Raw genomic sequence first — 18,519 nt, 5'->3', positions numbered from 1 at the left:
GCAAAATGACAGAAGTCCGGCTCTGCCTGCTACAAATCTCTGCAGGCTTTATTTTTCTTAACAGTCCTGATAGCTATTTCTTCTCAATAGGTGCAACACTTGCCAGCAGTTTTTTGAGTCCAAGATCAGGGAAATTAACTTTTAGCTCTTGGCCTTGACCGCTTCCCGTAACTTCAAGAACTGTACCTTCCCCCCATTTTCTATGCTCAAGGCGGTCACCAATATGCCAGTCCGCCTGTGATTTTTCAGTCTTTGTACCGGAAACTGTTTGAGCTGAGAGGAGCTGGGCCTGAGCTTTTCGAATTTGAAGAGCTTGCTGCAGGCTCATTCCCTGCCCAAATATTTTAGAAGTTTCCTGCTTCTGATTGCTGTAAGTGACCGCAAAAGCGCTGTCGGCCGGACGGGCTGTCCCCCGATAATCGATTAAATCGTTCGATATTTCCCGCAAAAAACGGCTGGGCGGATTATAGTTTGTTTTACCAAACAGTGTACGTACAGAAGCATTTGTCAGATAGAGTTTTTCCTCAGCTCGTGTAATGCCGACATAAGCCAAGCGGCGTTCTTCTTCCAGCTCCTCTTGCTCTTGCATAGCACGCGCCAATGGGAAAACCCCTTCTTCCATACCGATAAGAAAAACAACCGGAAATTCCAAACCTTTAGCTGCATGCAGGGTCATTAAGGTCACTTCTGCAGTATTATTATCTGCTTCATCACTGTCGGCAATTAAAGCTAAATCATTCAGAAAACGACTGAGTCTCTCACGGCCAGATTCATCCTCTGCTGCATCTTCCTGAGTCTCATCAAAATTTTTAGTAACAGTCAGAAACTCTTCGATATTTTCGATGCGGGCTTGGCTCTCAAGTGTGTTTTGCAGTTGGAGAGCCTCTAAATAACCTGTTTTATCAAGAATGCTTTCTGTCAGCTCTGTTAAAGTCAAATCATCAAGCTGCCGCTGTAAATCCAGCAGTCTATCCGCCAATGTCTTAACAGTCTGTGCTGCTTTTCCTTTTACATTACCGGAAAGAATAATTTCAGCACTGGCATCGAGCAAACTTAAATTTTGTCCGGCTGCAAAAAGACGAAGCTTCTCCAGTGTACCTGGGCCAATACCGCGTTTTGGTTCATTGATAATGCGTTCGTAGCTGATATTATCAGCCGTATTGGCAATCACATTCAGATAGGCAATGACATCGCGAATCTCTTTGCGGCTGTAAAATTTTGTCCCCCCAACCATGGTATAAGGGATATTCGACTTGAGCAGAGCTTCTTCAATTGCCCGTGATTGAGCATTAGTTCGGTAAAGGACTGTAAAATCTTTAAAATTTTTCCCGTCTTCACGAACTATTTGATCAATAGCCGATGCAACAAAAACAGCTTCATCACGTTCATCATCTGCTTGGTAATAAACAAGCTGCTCCCCTTTAGGATTCTGAGTCCAGAGATTTTTTGGCCGTCTATGACGGTTGTTTTGAATAACATCATTAGCAGCCTGTAAAATTGTCTGCGTTGAACGGTAATTTTCTTCTAAAAGGACAACCTTAGCTTCAGGATAATCTTTCTCAAAATCGAGAATATTCTGCATATCAGCCCCGCGCCAGCCATAAATAGACTGATCTGCATCGCCTACTACACAAATATTATGAAAGCGGCTGGCCAAAAGCTTAACCAGCTGATACTGTGCATGGTTGGTATCCTGATATTCATCCACATGAATATACTGATAGCGCTGCTGATAATAAGCCAAAACATCGGCGTTCTTTTCAAAAAGCCTTAAAGTCAGCATAATCAAATCATCAAAATCCATGGCTTCACTTTGACGCAGCTCAGCCTGATAAGCTTTGTAACACTTAGCGACAATCTGCGTGTAAAGGTCGCCTGCTTCACTTTCATAAGCAGCCTCATCCAGCAGTTCATTTTTCGCATTGGATATAGTGGCTAAAATAGTCCGCTCACTCCATTTTTTGGGGTCAAGATTGAGATTTTTTAAAATCCTCTTCATCAGTGTGCGCTGTTCACCGGGGTCAATAATGGTGAAATTGCGGTTATAACCGATCCGATCAGCTTCACGGCGCAAAATGCGCACACACATAGAGTGAAAAGTAGCAATTAACGTATCCTGTGTTGCAGGATTAAGCTGCATAGCCCGCTCCCTCATCTCCCGAGCCGCTTTGTTGGTAAAAGTAATGGCCAGAATATTCCAAGGATTGACAAATTTCTCATCAATCAAGTAAGCGATACGGTGGGTCAAAACACGGGTCTTCCCAGATCCGGCTCCAGCCATAATTAAAAGAGGGCCTTCCGTTGTTTCAACAGCCTCTTTTTGTCTATCGTTCATTTTACTTAACAAAGGATTCATAACTTATAAATAATCAAAGAGCAGATCAGCATGACAAAAACAGCTAAACAGTTCAAAAACTGTTTGGCCATTTGCCGCTCTCTTCATTTCCTTTCTTTGTTTTCACAACTCTTTCTCTTATTGTATCATTTTTAAGTTAAAAAGAAAAAGGGGCGCTGCCCCCAAAAAATCACTGTCAGAATCAGCTCTAAATAAAGACAGTTTTAAAAATTAAAAACATCATTTAAGTTTTCTGCCATACTAGGATGAGTGAAGATTTGATTTTTGACATAAGTGTAAGGAATCTGATTGTCCATAGCCATTTTAATAAGGTTGATATTTTCATGAGAGGCCACGCCAAACAGCGTTGCCCCCAGAATCTCTTTGCTCTTTGGATCAATTAAAACGCTGTAAAGTCCGCGTAAATCATTATTAACATGCGCCCGCGGCATGTTGGCGACAGGCAGTTTTTTAATCTGATAAGACAACTGAGCAGCCTGTGCTTCTTTTTCTGTCAATCCGACTTGTGACAAAGGCGGATTGATGAACATGCTTGTAGGAACGTTGCGGCGTTCTTTAAGGCTGTAGCTGCTGTTTCCTGTTAATTTCCCAAATACTATTCTAAAATCATCTAAAGAAGTATAGGTAAACTGCAAACCGCCATTAACATCGCCGACAGCATAGACGCCCTTGACAGTAGTTTCACAGAATTCATCTACTTGTACAGCACCTCGATCGGTTAATTGAATAGCAGTATTTTCCAGACCAAGATGATCAACTGCCGGTTTTCGGCCGGTTGCATAAAGAAGAGCATCAAAATAATAATCTTTTCCCGCAGCTGTTACCGTTACTCCCTCACCTTTATTAGAGACACGCTCAACAGCGGCTGACAGTTCAAAATGAACACCGTCTTCTTCAAGATAGGTTTTTGCCAAATCTGCAATATCGCTGTCAAAACGGCTGAGCAGCTGTGATGAGTATTCAAAAACAGTCACTCGACTGCCAAGTCTGGCATAAAGACTGGCAAATTCAAGGCCAATATTGCCCCCGCCAATGATTCCCAAGCGCTCTGGCTGTTCAGATAAGGACTGAATACCCGTGCTGTCATAGACATTGCGGCTTTCTGTCAAGCCCGGTATCGGTAAAACATTAGCAACAGACCCGGTGTTAATAACAATAGTTTCAGCTGTCAGCTGGTCAACATCACTTCCAGCTGCTATCTCAACAACCTTATCAGATACAAAACGAGCTGTAGCATGATACAAGTCAACACCCGACCCAGTTAAGGTTTGTTCATTTTTATGACGCAGACGGGCTGTCACTGTATCTTTTAAGTGCATTGCCTGGGTAAAACCCAAATTTTTTTCAGCTGCCTGAATGAGCGTTTTTGTCGGAATGCAAGCGACATTGATACAGGTACCGCCATACATTTCGCTGTCCTTTTCCACAAGAGCAACACGCTTCCCAAGGCTGCTCATCTTTGCAGCCAAAGTTTTGCCTGCTTTACCAAAACCAATAACCAGTAAATCATATTTCATCATACAACAATTCCTCCATAAAGATGATACAAAGCCCGTTTAAAGCTCACAGCAAAAATAGGAAAACTGACGAAGAAACTCCAGTTTCTAAGAAGTTTTATACTCACAAGAGCAGCCACATTCGTACGTCAGCTTATGCTTCCTACGACTGCGTCTCTTTTTTGCACAGCTCTTAGGCCGTGTTCAATTCAACAAGATACAAAGGCCGTGAAAAGAGCAAAGCAAAAATAGGAGACTGACCGTTGAGTCATTAAAGACTCTAGGGAAGTCTATCTTTTTTGCACAGCTCTTAGGCCGTGTTCAATTCCATCAAGATACAAAGGCCGTGAAAAGAGCAGAAGACTTAAAATATATAAGGGATATCTTCATTTTAGCAAGTAAATTATAATTTGTCAGAATTTAGCTACGTATTTTAATTCTGTATAAGCATTAAACACTGAATATTTAATCGATAGAATTTAAAGCTTTAAAAACAAGGGAAAAGGGCAAAGAGAATAGAACTGAGCTTATTGAAATATTTAAGCAGACCAGTTCACGACTCTCCCTGCTCTGGCTAAATTGACCTTGACACGGCCAGACTTTTGTTATATTATTAACTTGTTCATTTTTTAAACCGATTGACGTTTTTCAGGAGAGAAAAGATAGACCATCTTTCACCGAAGGAGTTGCACTCTCAGGTGTCATAAGTAGATGACAGGACTGATTAACTGACGGACTTCTGGAGAGACCTTTTTAGGCGCCGAAGGGGCAAGGCAAATGTGCTCAATCTCTCAGGCAAAAGGACAGAAAAAGCGAAGGTAAAATTTAAAGATTTTTTAGCTTTTTATCGTACTCACAGAAGTTGTTTGCAGACAGCTTCTTTTTCTTTTGGAGTGGGACAGAAAACCCCTATCCGTCGTCCCACCCCGCAAGACCCTAGTAGCTAATCTAAAGCTGTGAAAAAGCAAATAAAGTGCCATGAAAGCTTAAATTTTTTGTTACATCTTTCTAGTCGTCCTGATTGAGCAGCGTCAGTGAATCTGGAGGTTTTTGTCACCTTGACAGCCGACCGCATCCTTCTAGTCGCCTTGGCAGAGGGTGCAGATAAAATCACAGAAGCTGACCTACAAATGTGACTGCTCTGCAAGTTTGGTCTGCCTCATTAGAATCTGGTGATTCGTCAGTCCCTAATTTTCTTTTATGTTTTATACAGCCATTGAATCTTGCTAAGGAGACGCTTTTATGTTGGAATTTTTTACAGCTGTTGATGATATTGTGTGGGGTGCTCCCCTGCTTGTTCTTTTAGTCGGAACGGGGATTTATCTCACTATTCGTCTTGGCTTGCTGCAGGTTTTTAAACTCCCAAAAGCTTTTGCGCTTATTTTTGCTGAAGATCAGGGAGATGGAGATATTTCCAGTTTTGCTGCATTAACAACTGCCTTGGCAGCTACCGTAGGAACCGGAAACATTGTTGGAGTTGCTACTGCTATCAAGTCTGGAGGACCAGGAGCCCTGTTTTGGATGTGGGTAGCTGCCTTTTTTGGTATGGCAACCAAATATGCTGAAGGCCTTCTTGCCATCAAGTACCGAACTAAAGACGCTAACGGTGAAGTTGCCGGAGGACCGATGCATTACATTATCAATGGTATGGGAAACAGATGGAAACCTTTAGCAGTCTTTTTTGCTTTATCAGGAGTTCTTGTTGCCTGGCTGGGACTGGGAACTTTCTCACAGGTTAACTCCATCACTTCTTCATTTGAAAATACCTTTTCTTTTTCTCCTCAAGCTGTTAGTATTCTTATCGCTCTTCTTGTTGCTATTGTCATTTTTGGCGGCATTCAGTCAATTTCCAAAGTCTCTGAAAAAGTTGTGCCTTTTATGGCAGGTTCATATATGTTAGCTGTTCTGGCCATTATTTTTATGAATGCTGATCAGATTATTCCTGCTTTTGCTTCGATTCTAAAAGGCGCTTTTACCGGCACAGCTGCTGTTGGAGGATTTACCGGAGCTGTTGTTAAAGAAGCCATTCAAAAGGGAATTACCCGTGGTGTTTTTTCAAATGAATCCGGCCTTGGTTCTGCTCCAATCGCTGCTGCTGCAGCAAAAACCGACGAACCGGTGGAACAGGGGCTTATTTCCATGACAGGCACCTTCATTGATACACTTATCATCTGTACGCTCACTGGCTTAGCTATTATCGTAACGGATAAGTGGACTATTCAAGGACTGGAAGGAGCACCGCTGACTCAGGCAACCTTTTCTTCTCTTTTTGGCTCTGCTGGTGCTGTTATGCTGACCTTCTGCCTTGTTCTTTTTGCCTTTACAACCATCTTAGGCTGGAGCTATTACGGAGAACGCTGTTTTGAGTTTTTGTTCGGTACGCGCTATCTCTTTCTTTACCGTTTGATTTTTATTGCTATGGTTGCTTTAGGCGGTTTTCTCAAACTCGATCTCATTTGGACTATTGCCGATATCGTTAACGGACTGATGGCCTTGCCAAACCTAATTGCTCTCTTGGCCCTTTCGCCCGTCATTATCAGTGAAACTGCACATTATTTTAACAGACAGAAGTAAGCAGACAAAATTGCTCTGTCAATAAGACTTTTAGATTGCTGTTCTTCCTAAATCACAGCTGGTATTTTGGAGTAGGGGGGATATTTGGAAAAACAAGCTGCCGGTAAAAGCAGCTTGTTTTTCATTATCTTTATATGATACAATGAAAACATTGACAGTCAAGGGAGTTCTTATGACAAATCCTAGCAAAAATTTAAAGTTGGCTATGCGCGGACCTATCGTCAGCATTATTGCCTATCTGCTGCTTGCTGCAGCCAAACTTCTCAGTGGCTATATGCTGGATTCCAGTGCTCTGGTTGCTGATGGCTTTAACAATCTCTCTGATATCTTGGGCAATCTTGTTTTGCTCATTGGTTTATATCTTGCCAGTCAGCCGGCTGATGCCAATCACAGGTTTGGACATTGGAAAATAGAAGACCTGGCAAGCCTTATTACCGCTTTTATCATGTTTACCGTCGGCTTTCGGGTCTTGCTGCAGACGGTAGAGAAAATTTTCAGCAACAGTCAGGCTAAAATCGATCCTTTAGGAGCCGCTGTTGGTCTTACATCAGCACTTGTTATGTATGGTGTCCACCGGTATAATAAAGGCCTGTCTCAAAAAATTCAGTCGAGTGCTTTAGTTGCAGCTTCTAAAGATAACTTATCCGATGCCCTGACTTCTTTAGGTACAGCTGTTGCTATTATTGCTGCTTCTTTAAATCTGATAATTATTGACCGCATTGCTGCAGTTATCATCTCTTATTTTATTTTAAAGACTGCATATGATATTTTTATAAAAAGCACCTTTAGCTTATCAGACGGTTTTGATGAAAAACAGCTGAAAGAATATGAAAAAGCCATTTTAAAAATCCCTAAAATTACTGCCGTTAAATCTCAGCGCGGCCGAACTTACGGCAGTAACATATACCTAGACATTGTACTGGAGATGAATCCTGATCTTTCTGTCTATGAAAGTCATTCTATTACAGAGCAAGTCGAAAAACTGCTCAGTCAAAAATTTTCCATTTACGATATTGATATCCATGTCGAACCTGCACCGCTGCCGGAAGACGAAATCGCAGACAATGTGTTTAACAAACTCTACAAAAATGAAAAATTAGTGCTGGCTCGCATCCCGGATTATGAACAGCTGATCGGTGAGGAATTTCTGATGATTGACGAAGAAGGAAAAATATTGACAAAATTGGATTTTATTGCAATGGAGGACTGCTACAACAGCCAGTTTCGGCATTTCAAACTACAGTCTGTCAGCCAAAAAACAAAATTAGTGACCTATAAAACTGATCATCAGTTTCACACTAGTATCTGGCGTCGGAATGAAAAATGGCTCCTAATCTTTCATCAAGTTACTCCGCAGCAGCCTTAAAATACTGATTAAAATCTTATAAAGCGGTCTAAAAATGAAACTCCCAGTCTTTCTCTGGCATCAGTTGCTGCAGATTTCCCATATAAAAAAAGACAGCTCCTGTAGGGGCTGTCCTTTTTCTCTCTACTAAAATAAACCATACCTAGCTACTTAATGTCTTCTGAGGCAACATCTTCGCCAAACCATGTGTCAGAAATTTCCTGAAAACGCCCGTCTTCATGAAGTTCAGCAAAGGCAGCATTAATTTTTTTAACCAGTGTTTTATCTGCTTTGCGGGCACCAACTGCAAAATTTTCTTCGGCATAATCACCGGAAATAATATTGTAATTATCCAGCTGACCTTCCTGCTGTAAATAATAATTAGCATAAACGCGGTCAATCAGCAAACCATCAATCCGATCATTTTCAAGATCAATAAAAGCTTGTGTAAAGGTCTCATACTGAGTGGCATCATTATTTTTAACAAAATCCTTAAGGATTTCGGGATAATCAGTAAATGCCTGATAGCCTGACGAACCAGCCTGAGCCCCTAAAACCTTGTCCTTCATATCAGAGAAGCTGGTGATATTTGAACTTTTCTTCGTAACAAGAACTTGTTCATTCTCCATATACGAATCAGTAAAGAGAACTTTTTCCCTACGCTCATCTGTCGTAGAATAGCCGTTCCAGATTAAATCAATATTGCCGTTGTTTAATTCTGTTTCCTTCATATCCCAGTTAATAGGCTGCCACTCAACTGCAATACCGTATTTTTCAAAAACAGCCTCTGCCAGCTCAATGTCAAAACCGGCATAGGAACCGTCCGTATCTTCATACCCCATCGGAACAAATGTCTTATCAAAACCGATGGTAATCTCACCGTCATCTTGATAAGTTTCCCACTGATCAGAGGAAGTCGCTGAATTGTTCCTGCTGCTGCAAGCTGCCAGAATAAAGGGCAGCAGCAGACAAAAAACAAGCCTAAAAAATTTTTTTCTGTTCATCATTAATCTGTCACTTTCTTATTTATTTGGGATTGATTTTAACGATGGTATCAGAGATAGTCTCAGCAAAGGACAAATCATGCGTTACCACAATCTGTGTAATGCCCAGGCTGCGATTCTGCAAGATGAGCCGCTCTACCTCTTGCCGCAATTCCGGATCCAATGCACTGGTAGGTTCATCGTAACCAATAATCCGAGGTTCAATCATCATGGCTCTTGCCAAAGCCACTCGCTGCTTCTGTCCGCCGGACAGTGCATAGGGATAAGACGTTGTCTGATCGCTGAGACCGAGTTTTTCTAAAAGGTCGTTAGCCCTTTTAAGAGCTTTATCTTTCGGTATATTCATTGTTTTTAAGGGGGATAAAATCAGATTATCCAGAACACTTAAGTGAGGAAAAAGCTGAAAGTCCTGAAAAACAAATCCCAGCAGATTTAAATTTTCCAAATGATCGATAGGGACTGTCTCACCGTTATAAATAATTTCACCGGAGTCTATTTTTTCAAGACCGGCCAGCATCCGCAGCAAAGTCGTTTTCCCGCCGCCGGACGGACCGACCAGCGATAAAATCTTCCCTTCCTCGACAAGCAGGTTAAAGTGATCGAAAATCTTTTTTTGACCAAACTGCTTAGAAATATCTTTTAATTCTAACATCCTATCTCCTTACTTATAATAGCTGTACTTCTTCTCAACACGATGTGAGATAATCGTTACAATACCAATAAGGAGAAGGTAGATAGCGCCAGCCACAAACATTGGGATTAAGGAGGCATCCCGATTGGCAGCTGTCTTGCTGGCTAAAAGCAAATCTCCTACTCCAAGCACATAAACTAAAGAGGAATCCTTAACCAGATTAATTATTTCGTTAAACACACTTGGCAGAACAATCTTGATGACCTGCGGCAAAATGATATAGCGTATCGTCTGAAGCTGAGTAAACTTCAGCACTTTAGCAGCTTCATACTGGCCGCGTGGAACTGCAGCAATACCTCCCCGAAAAATCTCTGCAAAATAAGCAGCATAGTTAAGTGTAAAGGCTAGGATTGCGGCGGGCATACGCTCGATTGTCACTCCGACACTGGGCAGAACATAATAGAAAAAAATCAGCTGCAAAAGCAAGGGTGTGCCTCGCATCACCCAAATATACAAGGTCAGCAGCCAATTCAGAGGCTTAAAAGATACCTGCATTAAAAAAGCCAGAACTGCTCCTATCGGGATTGATAAAACTAAAACAGTGATAAATACCTGTAAGGTAATCAAAGCGCCGTTTAATAAATTAGGTAAAATTTCTAATAAATAAGCCATGGTCTCTCCTGTCAGCATAATCACCTAACTATTATACCAAATTTTCAGAAGATTTTGGAGATAGTTTCCAAATTATTTATAAAAAGCTGGACGGCTGACGGTCAAACTGCATAAAAAAAGAGAGAGGCAAAATCAAATACCTACAGGAGAACCCCTCTCTATATTAATAAATTAAGCATTCTTTTTAATACTGCTTACAATCTCTGCGATTAAAGCGCTGTCTTGAAGCCCAGTAACCTCTGCAACAACCTGCTCAGTCGATTTTTGTGCTAAACTTTCCTGAAGCTGTCTGCTCTGTTCATCATCAGGGTCATTGTACTTAAAGACAAAACTGACCGTCCGCAATAGGTTGTCATAAGGTAGCTGACGTTCTTTCAGCTCACGGATAGGCCGAATAAAGCGCTCATCAAAACCAAGCTTACGAATAGGAGTCCTAGCCACTCGAGTCACCTCATCAACAATAAACGGATTTTCAAAGCGAGATAGGATGACCTTATGATAGTCAGCCAAAGCGGCCTCATCAAAGCCCCATTTAGCGATTAAAAGACTGCGGATTTCTGCCAGAACTGCCTCCACATTAGTTTTAACCTTGTCATTTTGCAAAGCCTCAAGAATGGTCTTTGCTCCATAAAAAGCTCCTGTGTAAGCTGAGGTAGCATGACCGGAGTTGACAGAAAAGAGCTTGCGTTCAATAAAGGGCTCCAGGTCTTCTTCATAATGCACCCCTTTTAATTTTAAATCAGGGTTTTTCATGCGGCTGGTTTCAACAACCCACTCTTTAAAGGGCTCAACAACCACAAAAAGCGGATCATCATGGGACTGAGCCGGAACAATTCGGTCAACTGCAGCATTAGGGAAACCGACATACTGCTGAGCATAAGTCAAAGCTTCTTGCGACAGGTATTTTTTCACTTCTTCGTATAGAAATTGTGAACCGCCAATCATATTTTCGCAAGCCAAAACATCAATAGCTTGCTTATTATTGTCTGCACAACGTGCTTCAATTCCTTTAGCAATCAACTCGGCAATAAGCGGCAGGATATTAGGACCTATTGCAGTAGTAATCAAGTCAGCTGTTCGCACAGCCTCAACAACTGCTTCAGGATGCTGACCATTATTAATTCCGTTAACATGCTGAATTGTAATATGGCGCTGACCTTCCTCAGCAATTTCAATGTCGTATGACTGCCTCTCTTTCAAAGCGGTGATAATCGCTTCGTTTACATCAACGAAATCAATAGCAAACTGATTTTCTGCCAAAATTTCACCTATAAAACCGCGGCCAATATTGCCCGCACCAAAATGCACTGCTTTCTTCATAAATATCCTCCTCACAACAAGATACAAAGCCCGTTAAGAACGCAAAAGGAAAATAGGGGACTGACTGACGAATCGCCAGATTTTAAGTCAGGACATCTTTTTCCCGCAGCGTTTAGGGCGTGTTCAATTCACAAGATACAAAGCCCGTTAAAAGAGCAAAGCAAAAATAGGAGCCTGACCGATGAGTCACCAAAGACTCAAGGGAGGGCTATCTTTTTTGCACAGCTCTTAGGGCGTGTTCAATTCACCAAGATACAAAACCCGTTAAGAACGAAAAAAGGAAAATGGCGGTAAGTCCGAAATCTCTGATTTCGCAGACGCACCTCTGCCAAGACGACTAGAAGGGTGCGGTCGGCTGTTAAGACGACAAAGCCTTCAGACATTTACGGCTGACGGTAAGCCAGAAATCTCCGATTTCGTCTGCGCGCCTTTATTCGACATTTTCTAATAAACGGATAATGTCTTCTTCAGTTTTAGCATCGGCTAATTTAACCACATTATCCACATCGGCACAAAAGATAGAAATTTTTTGAATCATTTGCAGATGCTCATCGCCTATGCCAGCAATACCAAATAAAACGGTAGCTATTTGCGGATTTCTCGCATCACCAAAATTAACGCCATCAGGAACCTGAATAACAGTAATTCCAGACTTTAAAACTCTTTCCTTAGCTGCATCAGTTCCATGAGGGATTGCAATAAAATTTCCCATATAAACCGATAAATCACGATCCCGTTCCACCATAGCATCAATATACTCTTCTTCCACATAGCCTTCTTTATAGAGAAGCTGACCGCAAAAACGAATCGCTTCTTCTTTGTTTGAAAAGTCTTGGTTCAGTTTGATTAAACTTTTTTGAAATTCCATCTTAGTTCTCCAATTTCTTTATTTTTTCGGTAAAAATTTGATTGAGCAGCTGGTAAATAATATCCTTATTGCCGGTTTTATAAATTTCAGTATAGAGATGATTCTCAATAATGGACTGACTGATTGCTGTCATTAAATCTCGTACCTCTGCACTTTCATGCAGACGGGTTAACATCACCAGTATCCGAGAAATCTCTTCTTCCTGATGGTTCATAGACAGGGCCCTAACGGGATGTTGCAGTTCAAAAACCATGAAACAGGAGCGTTCAATTTTGCTGGAATAGGTGTGCAGCAAAGCCAAGTGTGTTTCGGGAATGGCTAATGGACTGATTTCAAAGTGCTTTAGGAGTTTTCTTGCCAAATAATCTTTGTCCGTGACATGTGCTATTTCTCTGACAATCATTCTGACTGTTTCCGAAAACCGAGGACTGTTTTCTATCTGCTTATAGGAAAATTCAGATAGCAAAGCCTGACTGGCAGTTAAATAGTTCTGGAAATTATAACTTGGTTTAAGGTCGATATCCTGAGGTATTTTAATATCGCGCTTAGCTTGTACATCCTGCAGATATTCCTGAAGCTGCAAGAGTTCTTTCCCATCAGGATAAACCGAAATCATCTTCACATCCTGCAAAGATATCAGCTGAGTCGATAAAATACTGTCATAGTTTTTTCTGTCTTGCTCCGTAAAATCAGACACTGCTTTCACTTTGACAGTCTCAACAAAAGGGGCAATCGTTTTGAGACGAGTAATTAAAAGCTCACAGGTTAAAGGGCGTTCATCGCTTAACAGTAAAATCGTAATCGGATAAATATCCGGGCTTCTTCTGAGGCTGGAAGCAAAATGCAGTGTAATCAGCTCATATTCGGTTTCACTTTGCAAATAAACAGGGAAGATCTCTCTTACCAGCAGTGTAACTACGCGATGTAAGTATTCACTGCGGTTAAGAGCAGAATGCCTGATAGTCGCATTCGCTGAATCTTCAAAAATAATCGGTATAGCTAAACTCAGCCGAATATGATTAAATAAGAATTTAAACAAGGTTCGGTCCTTAGCAAAATTGATTTTGGTATACAAAGCCACTTTATCAATAAGATTGGAAACATTATAGAAAAATTCACTGTCAAAATTTTCATGAAAGAGCGGTGTCTCCTGTCTTTTAATCACCAATTCATCTAAAACAGCTGCATAATAGAGAATCTCCTGTATCGGGTAAAAAAGACCATTTGTTTCCGATAAATCTGCATAAACCGACTTAGCAAAATCAAGCGAAACCTTGCTGATGACAGGTGATACACTATCAGGTACCGCTCCATAGCCTGTCAAAGCCAGCAAAATAATAAAAAACTGACTCATTTTTGCATCAATATCAGGCAATGTCGACTGATGGGCCTGAAAGATAAGCGTCGCTCTTTTCAGGTAGTCCTCATTGTCCGTTTTGAAAGAACCATAGTCATACTGCCAAAAATCAGAGACAGGAATATTGTTGGTCATCAGCACAGCTAACACTCGGCGCAGAGAAGTACTGCTTACATCAATAGAATAACCTTTTCTGCGTATCAGCTGCAGCTCAAAGTCTGAGAACCGTTTTTCAATATCCGAAATATCCTGAATAATGGTCACATTGCTCACTGCAAAAGTTTCCTGCAGCTCCTCATTTGTTACTTCAGCCTCTGCTGTCAGCAGCTTAAAGGCAATTAAATTTAAGCGCTCATTGCGCGAGAAAACAGCCTGACTGGTAAATTCTCCTAAATTTTCCAATTCACCGGTTAATAAATAGTGGTTACCTTCCTTGATAATGCCAATATCCATCTGATTAAGGCTCTCGGTTAAATCAGCCAGAGTTCGGTAAACTGTCCGTCTGGAAACTTTTAAAATATCTGAAATATTATTGATTGAAAGCTTTCCAAAATCCTGGAAAGCTTTCAACAATTGTTCTTCACGTTTGGTTAGTAGCATATACTTATTATATACTTTTACTGTTATTTATGCATGCGGGCAACCATTTTATCATATTCAGGCGTGGTCACCAGGCTGTCAACCACCAAAATTTGAGCTTTAGGAGCTTCCTGCTGAACCTGTGCCTGATTAGCAATTGTTGTCACAAGCAAAATATTTTCAGCATTGAACTTCCCTAAGCTGCTGTTTGCTGCCTTAGAAACAGGTACAGCAATGCCATTATTTTTAAAGATAGCCTCAAGAGTGGACTGCCCCATAGTTGCTGAACCCCGTGCTTGATCGTAGGCAAAAACAACTTCATCAATATAGTTCAAGTCAATTTCACTATCATCAGACTTGCCATCAGTTGGTCCAGATGAAGGTGCAGCTGTTTGAGAAGCCGTTCCGGCAAGCATTGACACAATATCATCATACTTAGGAGTAGCTAAAAAGTTATCTACAGCTACATGAACTGCGCTAGGTGTTTTCTGAGCAGCCCGGTCCGCCAACTCCTCTTGAGTGACAATTAAAGTATTAGGCGTATCAGTCAGATTAGAGATAGCCTTGTTGGAAACCGGCAAATCAAGACCTGCCTTCTTCACCTTATCACGAAGGATGGAGGCACCCATAGCCGAACTTCCCATACCAGCGTCACAGGCAAAAATAATTTGCTGCACTGAATCAGCTGAAATATCTCCTGTTATCGCTGGCGCTGCTTCACTCTGCCCTTTAGATTCTGCTTTAGCTGCCTGAGTAGCCGCCTGAGCTTCTGCCAACGAATCTCCATCAGACTTATCTGTTTTCAGGATAGGAGCCGCAACAAGGAAGGAAACTGCTGTAGCCACAAAGACACCAGCCAGAACAGGCAGATAGCCTCCTCGAGGGGTCATCGCTAAGATAGCAATAATTGAACCGGGTGAAGCGGCGCCCGACAGTCCTGCTCCAAGCAGCTGGAAAGTAAAGGTGCCAGATACACCGCCTGCGATAACCGCTAAGAAAAGGAGCGGTTTCATCATGACATAAGGGAAATAAATTTCATGGATACCACCTAAGAAATGAATGATCATGGCTCCCCAAGAAGAAGATTTAGCTGATCCCTTGCCAAAAATAGCAAAAGCAAGCAAGACCCCAAGACCGGGACCAGGATTGGTTTCAAGCAAGAAGAGAATGGACTTGCCGGCCGCAGCCACCTGCTCAGCCCCAAGAGGTGTGAAAATACCGTGGTTAAGAGCATTATTCAGGAAGAGAATCTTAGCAGGTTCAATCAAAATATTAGCCAGCGGCAGCAATCTCGCTTCAACAATTGCCTGTACTCCGACACCAATTGCGTCTGTCAGGTTGGAAACAATAGGACCAACAGCTAAGAAAGCCAAAATAATCAGAATAAAGCCAATAATACCAGCAGAGAAATTATTAACCAACATTTCAAACCCTGCTTTTACCTTATCCTGAAAGACCTGGTCAAATTTTTTGATACACCAAGCCCCAAGCGGACCCATAATCATTGCACCAATAAACATTGGAACATCTGGCCCTGCCCCGACCACTGCTCCAAAAGTCGCAATCGCTCCAACCACACCACCGCGCTGGCCGTAAACATTATAACCACCGGTATAACCGATTAAGACTGGCAGTAAATAAGTTAGAATCGGACTGACCATCACATTGAGGGTTGGATTCGGCAGCCAGCCGGTATCAATAAACAGAGTGGTTAAAATTCCCCAGGCGATGAAGGCTCCAATATTAGGCATGACCATATTGGAAAGAGCCGTTCCTAGTTTTTGCACTCTGACTTTTAATGAACTTTTGTTTTCCATGTCAAAGTTCCTCCTTCTTTCTTATCTTCATTATAAGGCAATCCGGCCTGTCAAAACACTCAAATTTTGGCACAATTTTTGTGTCAGATTGATAAAGTTTGATGCAAAAGTTTCTCAAATACCTACTCTGTTTCAAAGCACTGCTGAAAATCACTTCAACTTGCAGTTACAGATGAGAAAAGATTGGCAAAAAAAGCAGCTAAATACCTTTAGTCTGCTGCGCTCTGTGGAAGAGGTCAAAAACAATTTGAATAATCAAACTTTTCGCTTCACTCTTCTAGTCGTCCTGGCAGAGGAGCGTCTGCCAAATCATAGATTTCGGACTTACCGTCAGCCGTAGACGTCTGAAGACTTTGTCGTTTTGACAAACGACTGCACTCTTCTAGTCGTCCTGGCAGAGGAGCGTCTGCGAAATCATAGATTTCGGACTTACCGTCATTTTTGCTGTGAGCCAGGATAGGCTTGTATCTAAAAAAACCTTCCAGAATTCTGAAAGGTTTTATCAATTTATAAAGACAAAGCCGGTTTATTCAACGGTAACGGCTTTAGCCAGATTACGCGGTTTATCCACATCAAGCCCACGCTGCAGAGAAGCATAGTAAGCAATCAGCTGGGTAGGAATGACCATTGCAATCGTTGTTAAATAAGGATGGACTTTATTAACAATAATATCGTCTCCTTCACGGGCTAGGTCTTCTTCAACAATGACAAGCGCATTGGCCCCGCGGGAAACCACTTCAGCAATGTTGCCACGTGTATGAGCCGCAATTTTTTCACTTGTTGAAATCAATGCAATAACCGGCGTTCCTTCCTCTATTAGGGAAATCGTTCCATGCTTTAATTCACCGGCAGCAAATCCTTCACATTGAATGTATGAAATTTCTTTTAATTTAAGAGAGGCTTCCATTGTTACATAATAATCAATTCCGCGTCCAATATAGAAAGCATTGCGGGTTGTACTGAGTAAATGCTGAACTTTTTCAGCAATAAAATCTTTCTCTGACAACGTCGCTTCAATCGCCTGAGCAACAATGGACAGTTCATGAACCAAATCAAAATCCAGAGCTTCCTGCTTACCATTAGCTTCACCAACAGCTTTTGCCAAAAAGGCCAGAGTAGCAACTTGTGCAGTATAGGCTTTGGTAGAAGCCACCGCAATTTCAGGACCGGCATGCAGCAGCATCGTATAAGTAGCCTCACGCGATAATGTAGAGCCGGGAACATTGGTGATAGTCAAACTAGGAATCCCCATCTCATTAGCCTTAACCAAGACCTGACGGCTGTCTGCAGTTTCACCAGACTGAGTTAAAAGGATAAATAATGGCCTCTTACTTAAAAGCGGCATATTGTAGCCCCATTCCGAAGCTACTCCCAATTCAACCGGTGTATCTGTCAGTGTTTCCAGCATTGATTTTGCAGCAAAACCAGCATTATAAGATGTCCCAGCCGCTAAAATATAAATACGGTCTGATTCCTGAACAGCTTTAACAATGTTAGAGTCAACAGTCATATTCCCATTTTCATCTGCGTAAGTATTGATGAGTTTTCGCATTACTGTAGGCTGCTCGTCAATTTCCTTAAGCATGTAGAAAGGGTAGGTCCCTTTACCTATATCAGAAAGATCCAACTCAGCAGTGTAGGTATCACGTTCAAGAACATGACCGTCATAATCTTGGACTTCAACATTATCTTTGGTTACAAGTACCAGTTCTTGATCATGAATTTCCATATACTGACTTGTTTCACGAATCATGGCCATAGCATCCGAGCAGACCATATTGTAACCTTGTCCAAGACCAATCAGCAAAGGTGATTTATTTTTGGCAACATAAATAGTATCGGGATTTTCAGCATCAATCAAGGCAAAAGCATAAGATCCTTCGATAATGTGCAGCGCTTTTTTAAAGGCTTCCAGAACCGACAAACCATCCTCTTCAACAAATTTTCCAATTAAATGAACAGCAATTTCGGTATCTGTTTGCCCTTTGAGCTGATGGCCTGCCAGATACGTTTCTTTCATTTGAAGATAGTTTTCAATAACACCATTATGCACTAGAATAAAACGGCCTGTTTGAGAAGTGTGAGGGTGAGCATTATCTTCACTTGGTTTACCATGAGTAGCCCAGCGAGTATGCCCGATTCCTGCAGTTCCTGTCACTGTATCACCGACTTTTTCTGCTAAATCTGCAATTCGGCCAACTGCTTTAACCAGCTGCCCTTTTTCACCATCTGTCACAAAAACGCCGGCTGAATCATAGCCCCGATATTCCAACTTTTCAAGTCCTTGAATCAGGATGTCAGTTGCATTTGCATTCCCGACAACACCAACAATACCACACATAGTTTTTACCTTTAGCAGAAACACTTTTTTTATTTCTGCTTCTTCTTTCTTAAGTTTGATTTGAGAATTGGTATAGTTTTAAAAAAACACCAAAAAACTCAACAAAAACAGTATATAATTTTATTATTTCCTTGTCAACAAGAAAATTGGTATAGTCAA

General features: G+C 41.5%; 12 protein-coding genes and 2 riboswitches. Of the genes, 2 read left to right on the top strand and 10 right to left on the bottom strand.

What is annotated here, in order from left to right:
• Positions 1-73: 73 nt before the first annotated feature.
• Positions 74-2,356 (bottom strand): DNA helicase PcrA, encoded by a 2,283-nt coding sequence (gene pcrA, locus AB3329_RS02365; RefSeq protein ID WP_368394138.1) that lies wholly within the window; start codon positions 2,354-2,356, stop codon positions 74-76.
• 203 nt (positions 2,357-2,559) lie between these two features.
• Positions 2,560-3,876 carry an FAD-containing oxidoreductase gene (locus AB3329_RS02360; protein WP_368394137.1) on the bottom strand — a complete coding sequence of 439 codons (1,317 nt, stop codon included), beginning with the start codon at positions 3,874-3,876 and terminating at the stop codon, positions 2,560-2,562.
• A 615-nt stretch (positions 3,877-4,491) separates the two neighbouring features.
• Positions 4,492-4,581: riboswitch (glycine riboswitch) on the top strand.
• Positions 4,582-4,669, top strand: a riboswitch (glycine riboswitch). It begins immediately after the preceding riboswitch.
• 425 nt (positions 4,670-5,094) lie between these two features.
• On the opposite strand from AB3329_RS02360, the gene AB3329_RS02355 reads away from it, so the two are divergent.
• Both AB3329_RS02355 and AB3329_RS02350 read left to right on the top strand, forming a co-directional pair.
• Entirely contained in the window at positions 5,095-6,426 is a 1,332-nt protein-coding gene (locus AB3329_RS02355; protein ID WP_368394136.1) for an alanine/glycine:cation symporter family protein, read from the top strand.
• 172 nt (positions 6,427-6,598) lie between these two features.
• Positions 6,599-7,792 carry a cation diffusion facilitator family transporter gene (locus AB3329_RS02350; RefSeq protein ID WP_368394135.1) on the top strand — a complete coding sequence of 398 codons (1,194 nt, stop codon included), beginning with the start codon at positions 6,599-6,601 and terminating at the stop codon, positions 7,790-7,792.
• Positions 7,793-7,938: 146 nt separating this feature from the next.
• Here AB3329_RS02350 and AB3329_RS02345 read toward each other — a convergent pair whose 3' ends face one another.
• From AB3329_RS02345 to glmS, 8 genes are all read right to left on the bottom strand, one after another.
• Positions 7,939-8,775, bottom strand: coding sequence for an amino acid ABC transporter substrate-binding protein (locus AB3329_RS02345; protein ID WP_368394198.1), 837 nt, complete (start codon positions 8,773-8,775; stop codon positions 7,939-7,941).
• Between the two features lie 22 nt (positions 8,776-8,797).
• Positions 8,798-9,427, bottom strand: a complete 630-nt coding sequence (locus tag AB3329_RS02340) for an amino acid ABC transporter ATP-binding protein (protein ID WP_368394134.1) — start codon at positions 9,425-9,427, stop codon at positions 8,798-8,800.
• A gap of 9 nt (positions 9,428-9,436) precedes the next feature.
• A complete protein-coding gene (locus tag AB3329_RS02335; protein WP_368394133.1) occupies positions 9,437-10,078 on the bottom strand; it encodes an amino acid ABC transporter permease in 642 nt (213 codons plus the stop codon).
• A 171-nt stretch (positions 10,079-10,249) separates the two neighbouring features.
• Positions 10,250-11,398: a mannitol-1-phosphate 5-dehydrogenase gene (locus tag AB3329_RS02330; protein ID WP_368394132.1), complete on the bottom strand. Its 1,149-nt coding sequence runs from the start codon at positions 11,396-11,398 to the stop codon at positions 10,250-10,252.
• Between the two features lie 430 nt (positions 11,399-11,828).
• Positions 11,829-12,266, bottom strand: coding sequence for a PTS mannitol transporter subunit IIA (locus tag AB3329_RS02325; RefSeq protein ID WP_368394131.1), 438 nt, complete (start codon positions 12,264-12,266; stop codon positions 11,829-11,831).
• A 1-nt stretch (position 12,267) separates the two neighbouring features.
• Positions 12,268-14,223 (bottom strand): BglG family transcription antiterminator, encoded by a 1,956-nt coding sequence (locus AB3329_RS02320; protein WP_368394130.1) that lies wholly within the window; start codon positions 14,221-14,223, stop codon positions 12,268-12,270.
• Positions 14,224-14,246: 23 nt separating this feature from the next.
• Positions 14,247-16,019: a PTS mannitol transporter subunit IIBC gene (locus AB3329_RS02315; protein WP_368394129.1), complete on the bottom strand. Its 1,773-nt coding sequence runs from the start codon at positions 16,017-16,019 to the stop codon at positions 14,247-14,249.
• Between the two features lie 526 nt (positions 16,020-16,545).
• On the bottom strand, positions 16,546-18,360 hold the full coding sequence (gene glmS / locus AB3329_RS02310; RefSeq protein ID WP_368394128.1) for a glutamine--fructose-6-phosphate transaminase (isomerizing): 1,815 nt from the start codon (positions 18,358-18,360) through the stop codon (positions 16,546-16,548).
• Positions 18,361-18,519 lie beyond the last annotated feature (159 nt).

The sequence above is a fragment of the Streptococcus huangxiaojuni genome (genome assembly GCF_040930515.1).
In the GTDB taxonomy this organism is placed as follows: Bacteria; Bacillota; Bacilli; order Lactobacillales; family Streptococcaceae; genus Streptococcus; species Streptococcus huangxiaojuni.
The sequence above is the reverse complement of the archived record's forward strand: the minus strand, read 5'-3'. Positions and strand labels throughout refer to the sequence as shown.

Excerpts from the sequence above, each read along its gene's own strand:
- pcrA (WP_368394138.1), bottom strand. The coding sequence starts at position 2,356 with ATGAATCCTTTGTTAAGTAAAATGAACGATAGACAAAAAGAGGCTGTT.
- AB3329_RS02360 (WP_368394137.1), bottom strand. The coding sequence starts at position 3,876 with ATGATGAAATATGATTTACTGGTTATTGGTTTTGGTAAAGCAGGCAAA.
- AB3329_RS02355 (WP_368394136.1), top strand. The coding sequence starts at position 5,095 with ATGTTGGAATTTTTTACAGCTGTTGATGATATTGTGTGGGGTGCTCCC.
- AB3329_RS02350 (WP_368394135.1), top strand. The coding sequence starts at position 6,599 with ATGACAAATCCTAGCAAAAATTTAAAGTTGGCTATGCGCGGACCTATC.
- AB3329_RS02345 (WP_368394198.1), bottom strand. The coding sequence starts at position 8,775 with ATGAACAGAAAAAAATTTTTTAGGCTTGTTTTTTGTCTGCTGCTGCCC.
- AB3329_RS02340 (WP_368394134.1), bottom strand. The coding sequence starts at position 9,427 with ATGTTAGAATTAAAAGATATTTCTAAGCAGTTTGGTCAAAAAAAGATT.
- AB3329_RS02335 (WP_368394133.1), bottom strand. The coding sequence starts at position 10,078 with ATGGCTTATTTATTAGAAATTTTACCTAATTTATTAAACGGCGCTTTG.
- AB3329_RS02330 (WP_368394132.1), bottom strand. The coding sequence starts at position 11,398 with ATGAAGAAAGCAGTGCATTTTGGTGCGGGCAATATTGGCCGCGGTTTT.
- AB3329_RS02325 (WP_368394131.1), bottom strand. The coding sequence starts at position 12,266 with ATGGAATTTCAAAAAAGTTTAATCAAACTGAACCAAGACTTTTCAAAC.
- AB3329_RS02320 (WP_368394130.1), bottom strand. The coding sequence starts at position 14,223 with ATGCTACTAACCAAACGTGAAGAACAATTGTTGAAAGCTTTCCAGGAT.
- AB3329_RS02315 (WP_368394129.1), bottom strand. The coding sequence starts at position 16,019 with ATGGAAAACAAAAGTTCATTAAAAGTCAGAGTGCAAAAACTAGGAACG.
- glmS (WP_368394128.1), bottom strand. The coding sequence starts at position 18,360 with ATGTGTGGTATTGTTGGTGTTGTCGGGAATGCAAATGCAACTGACATC.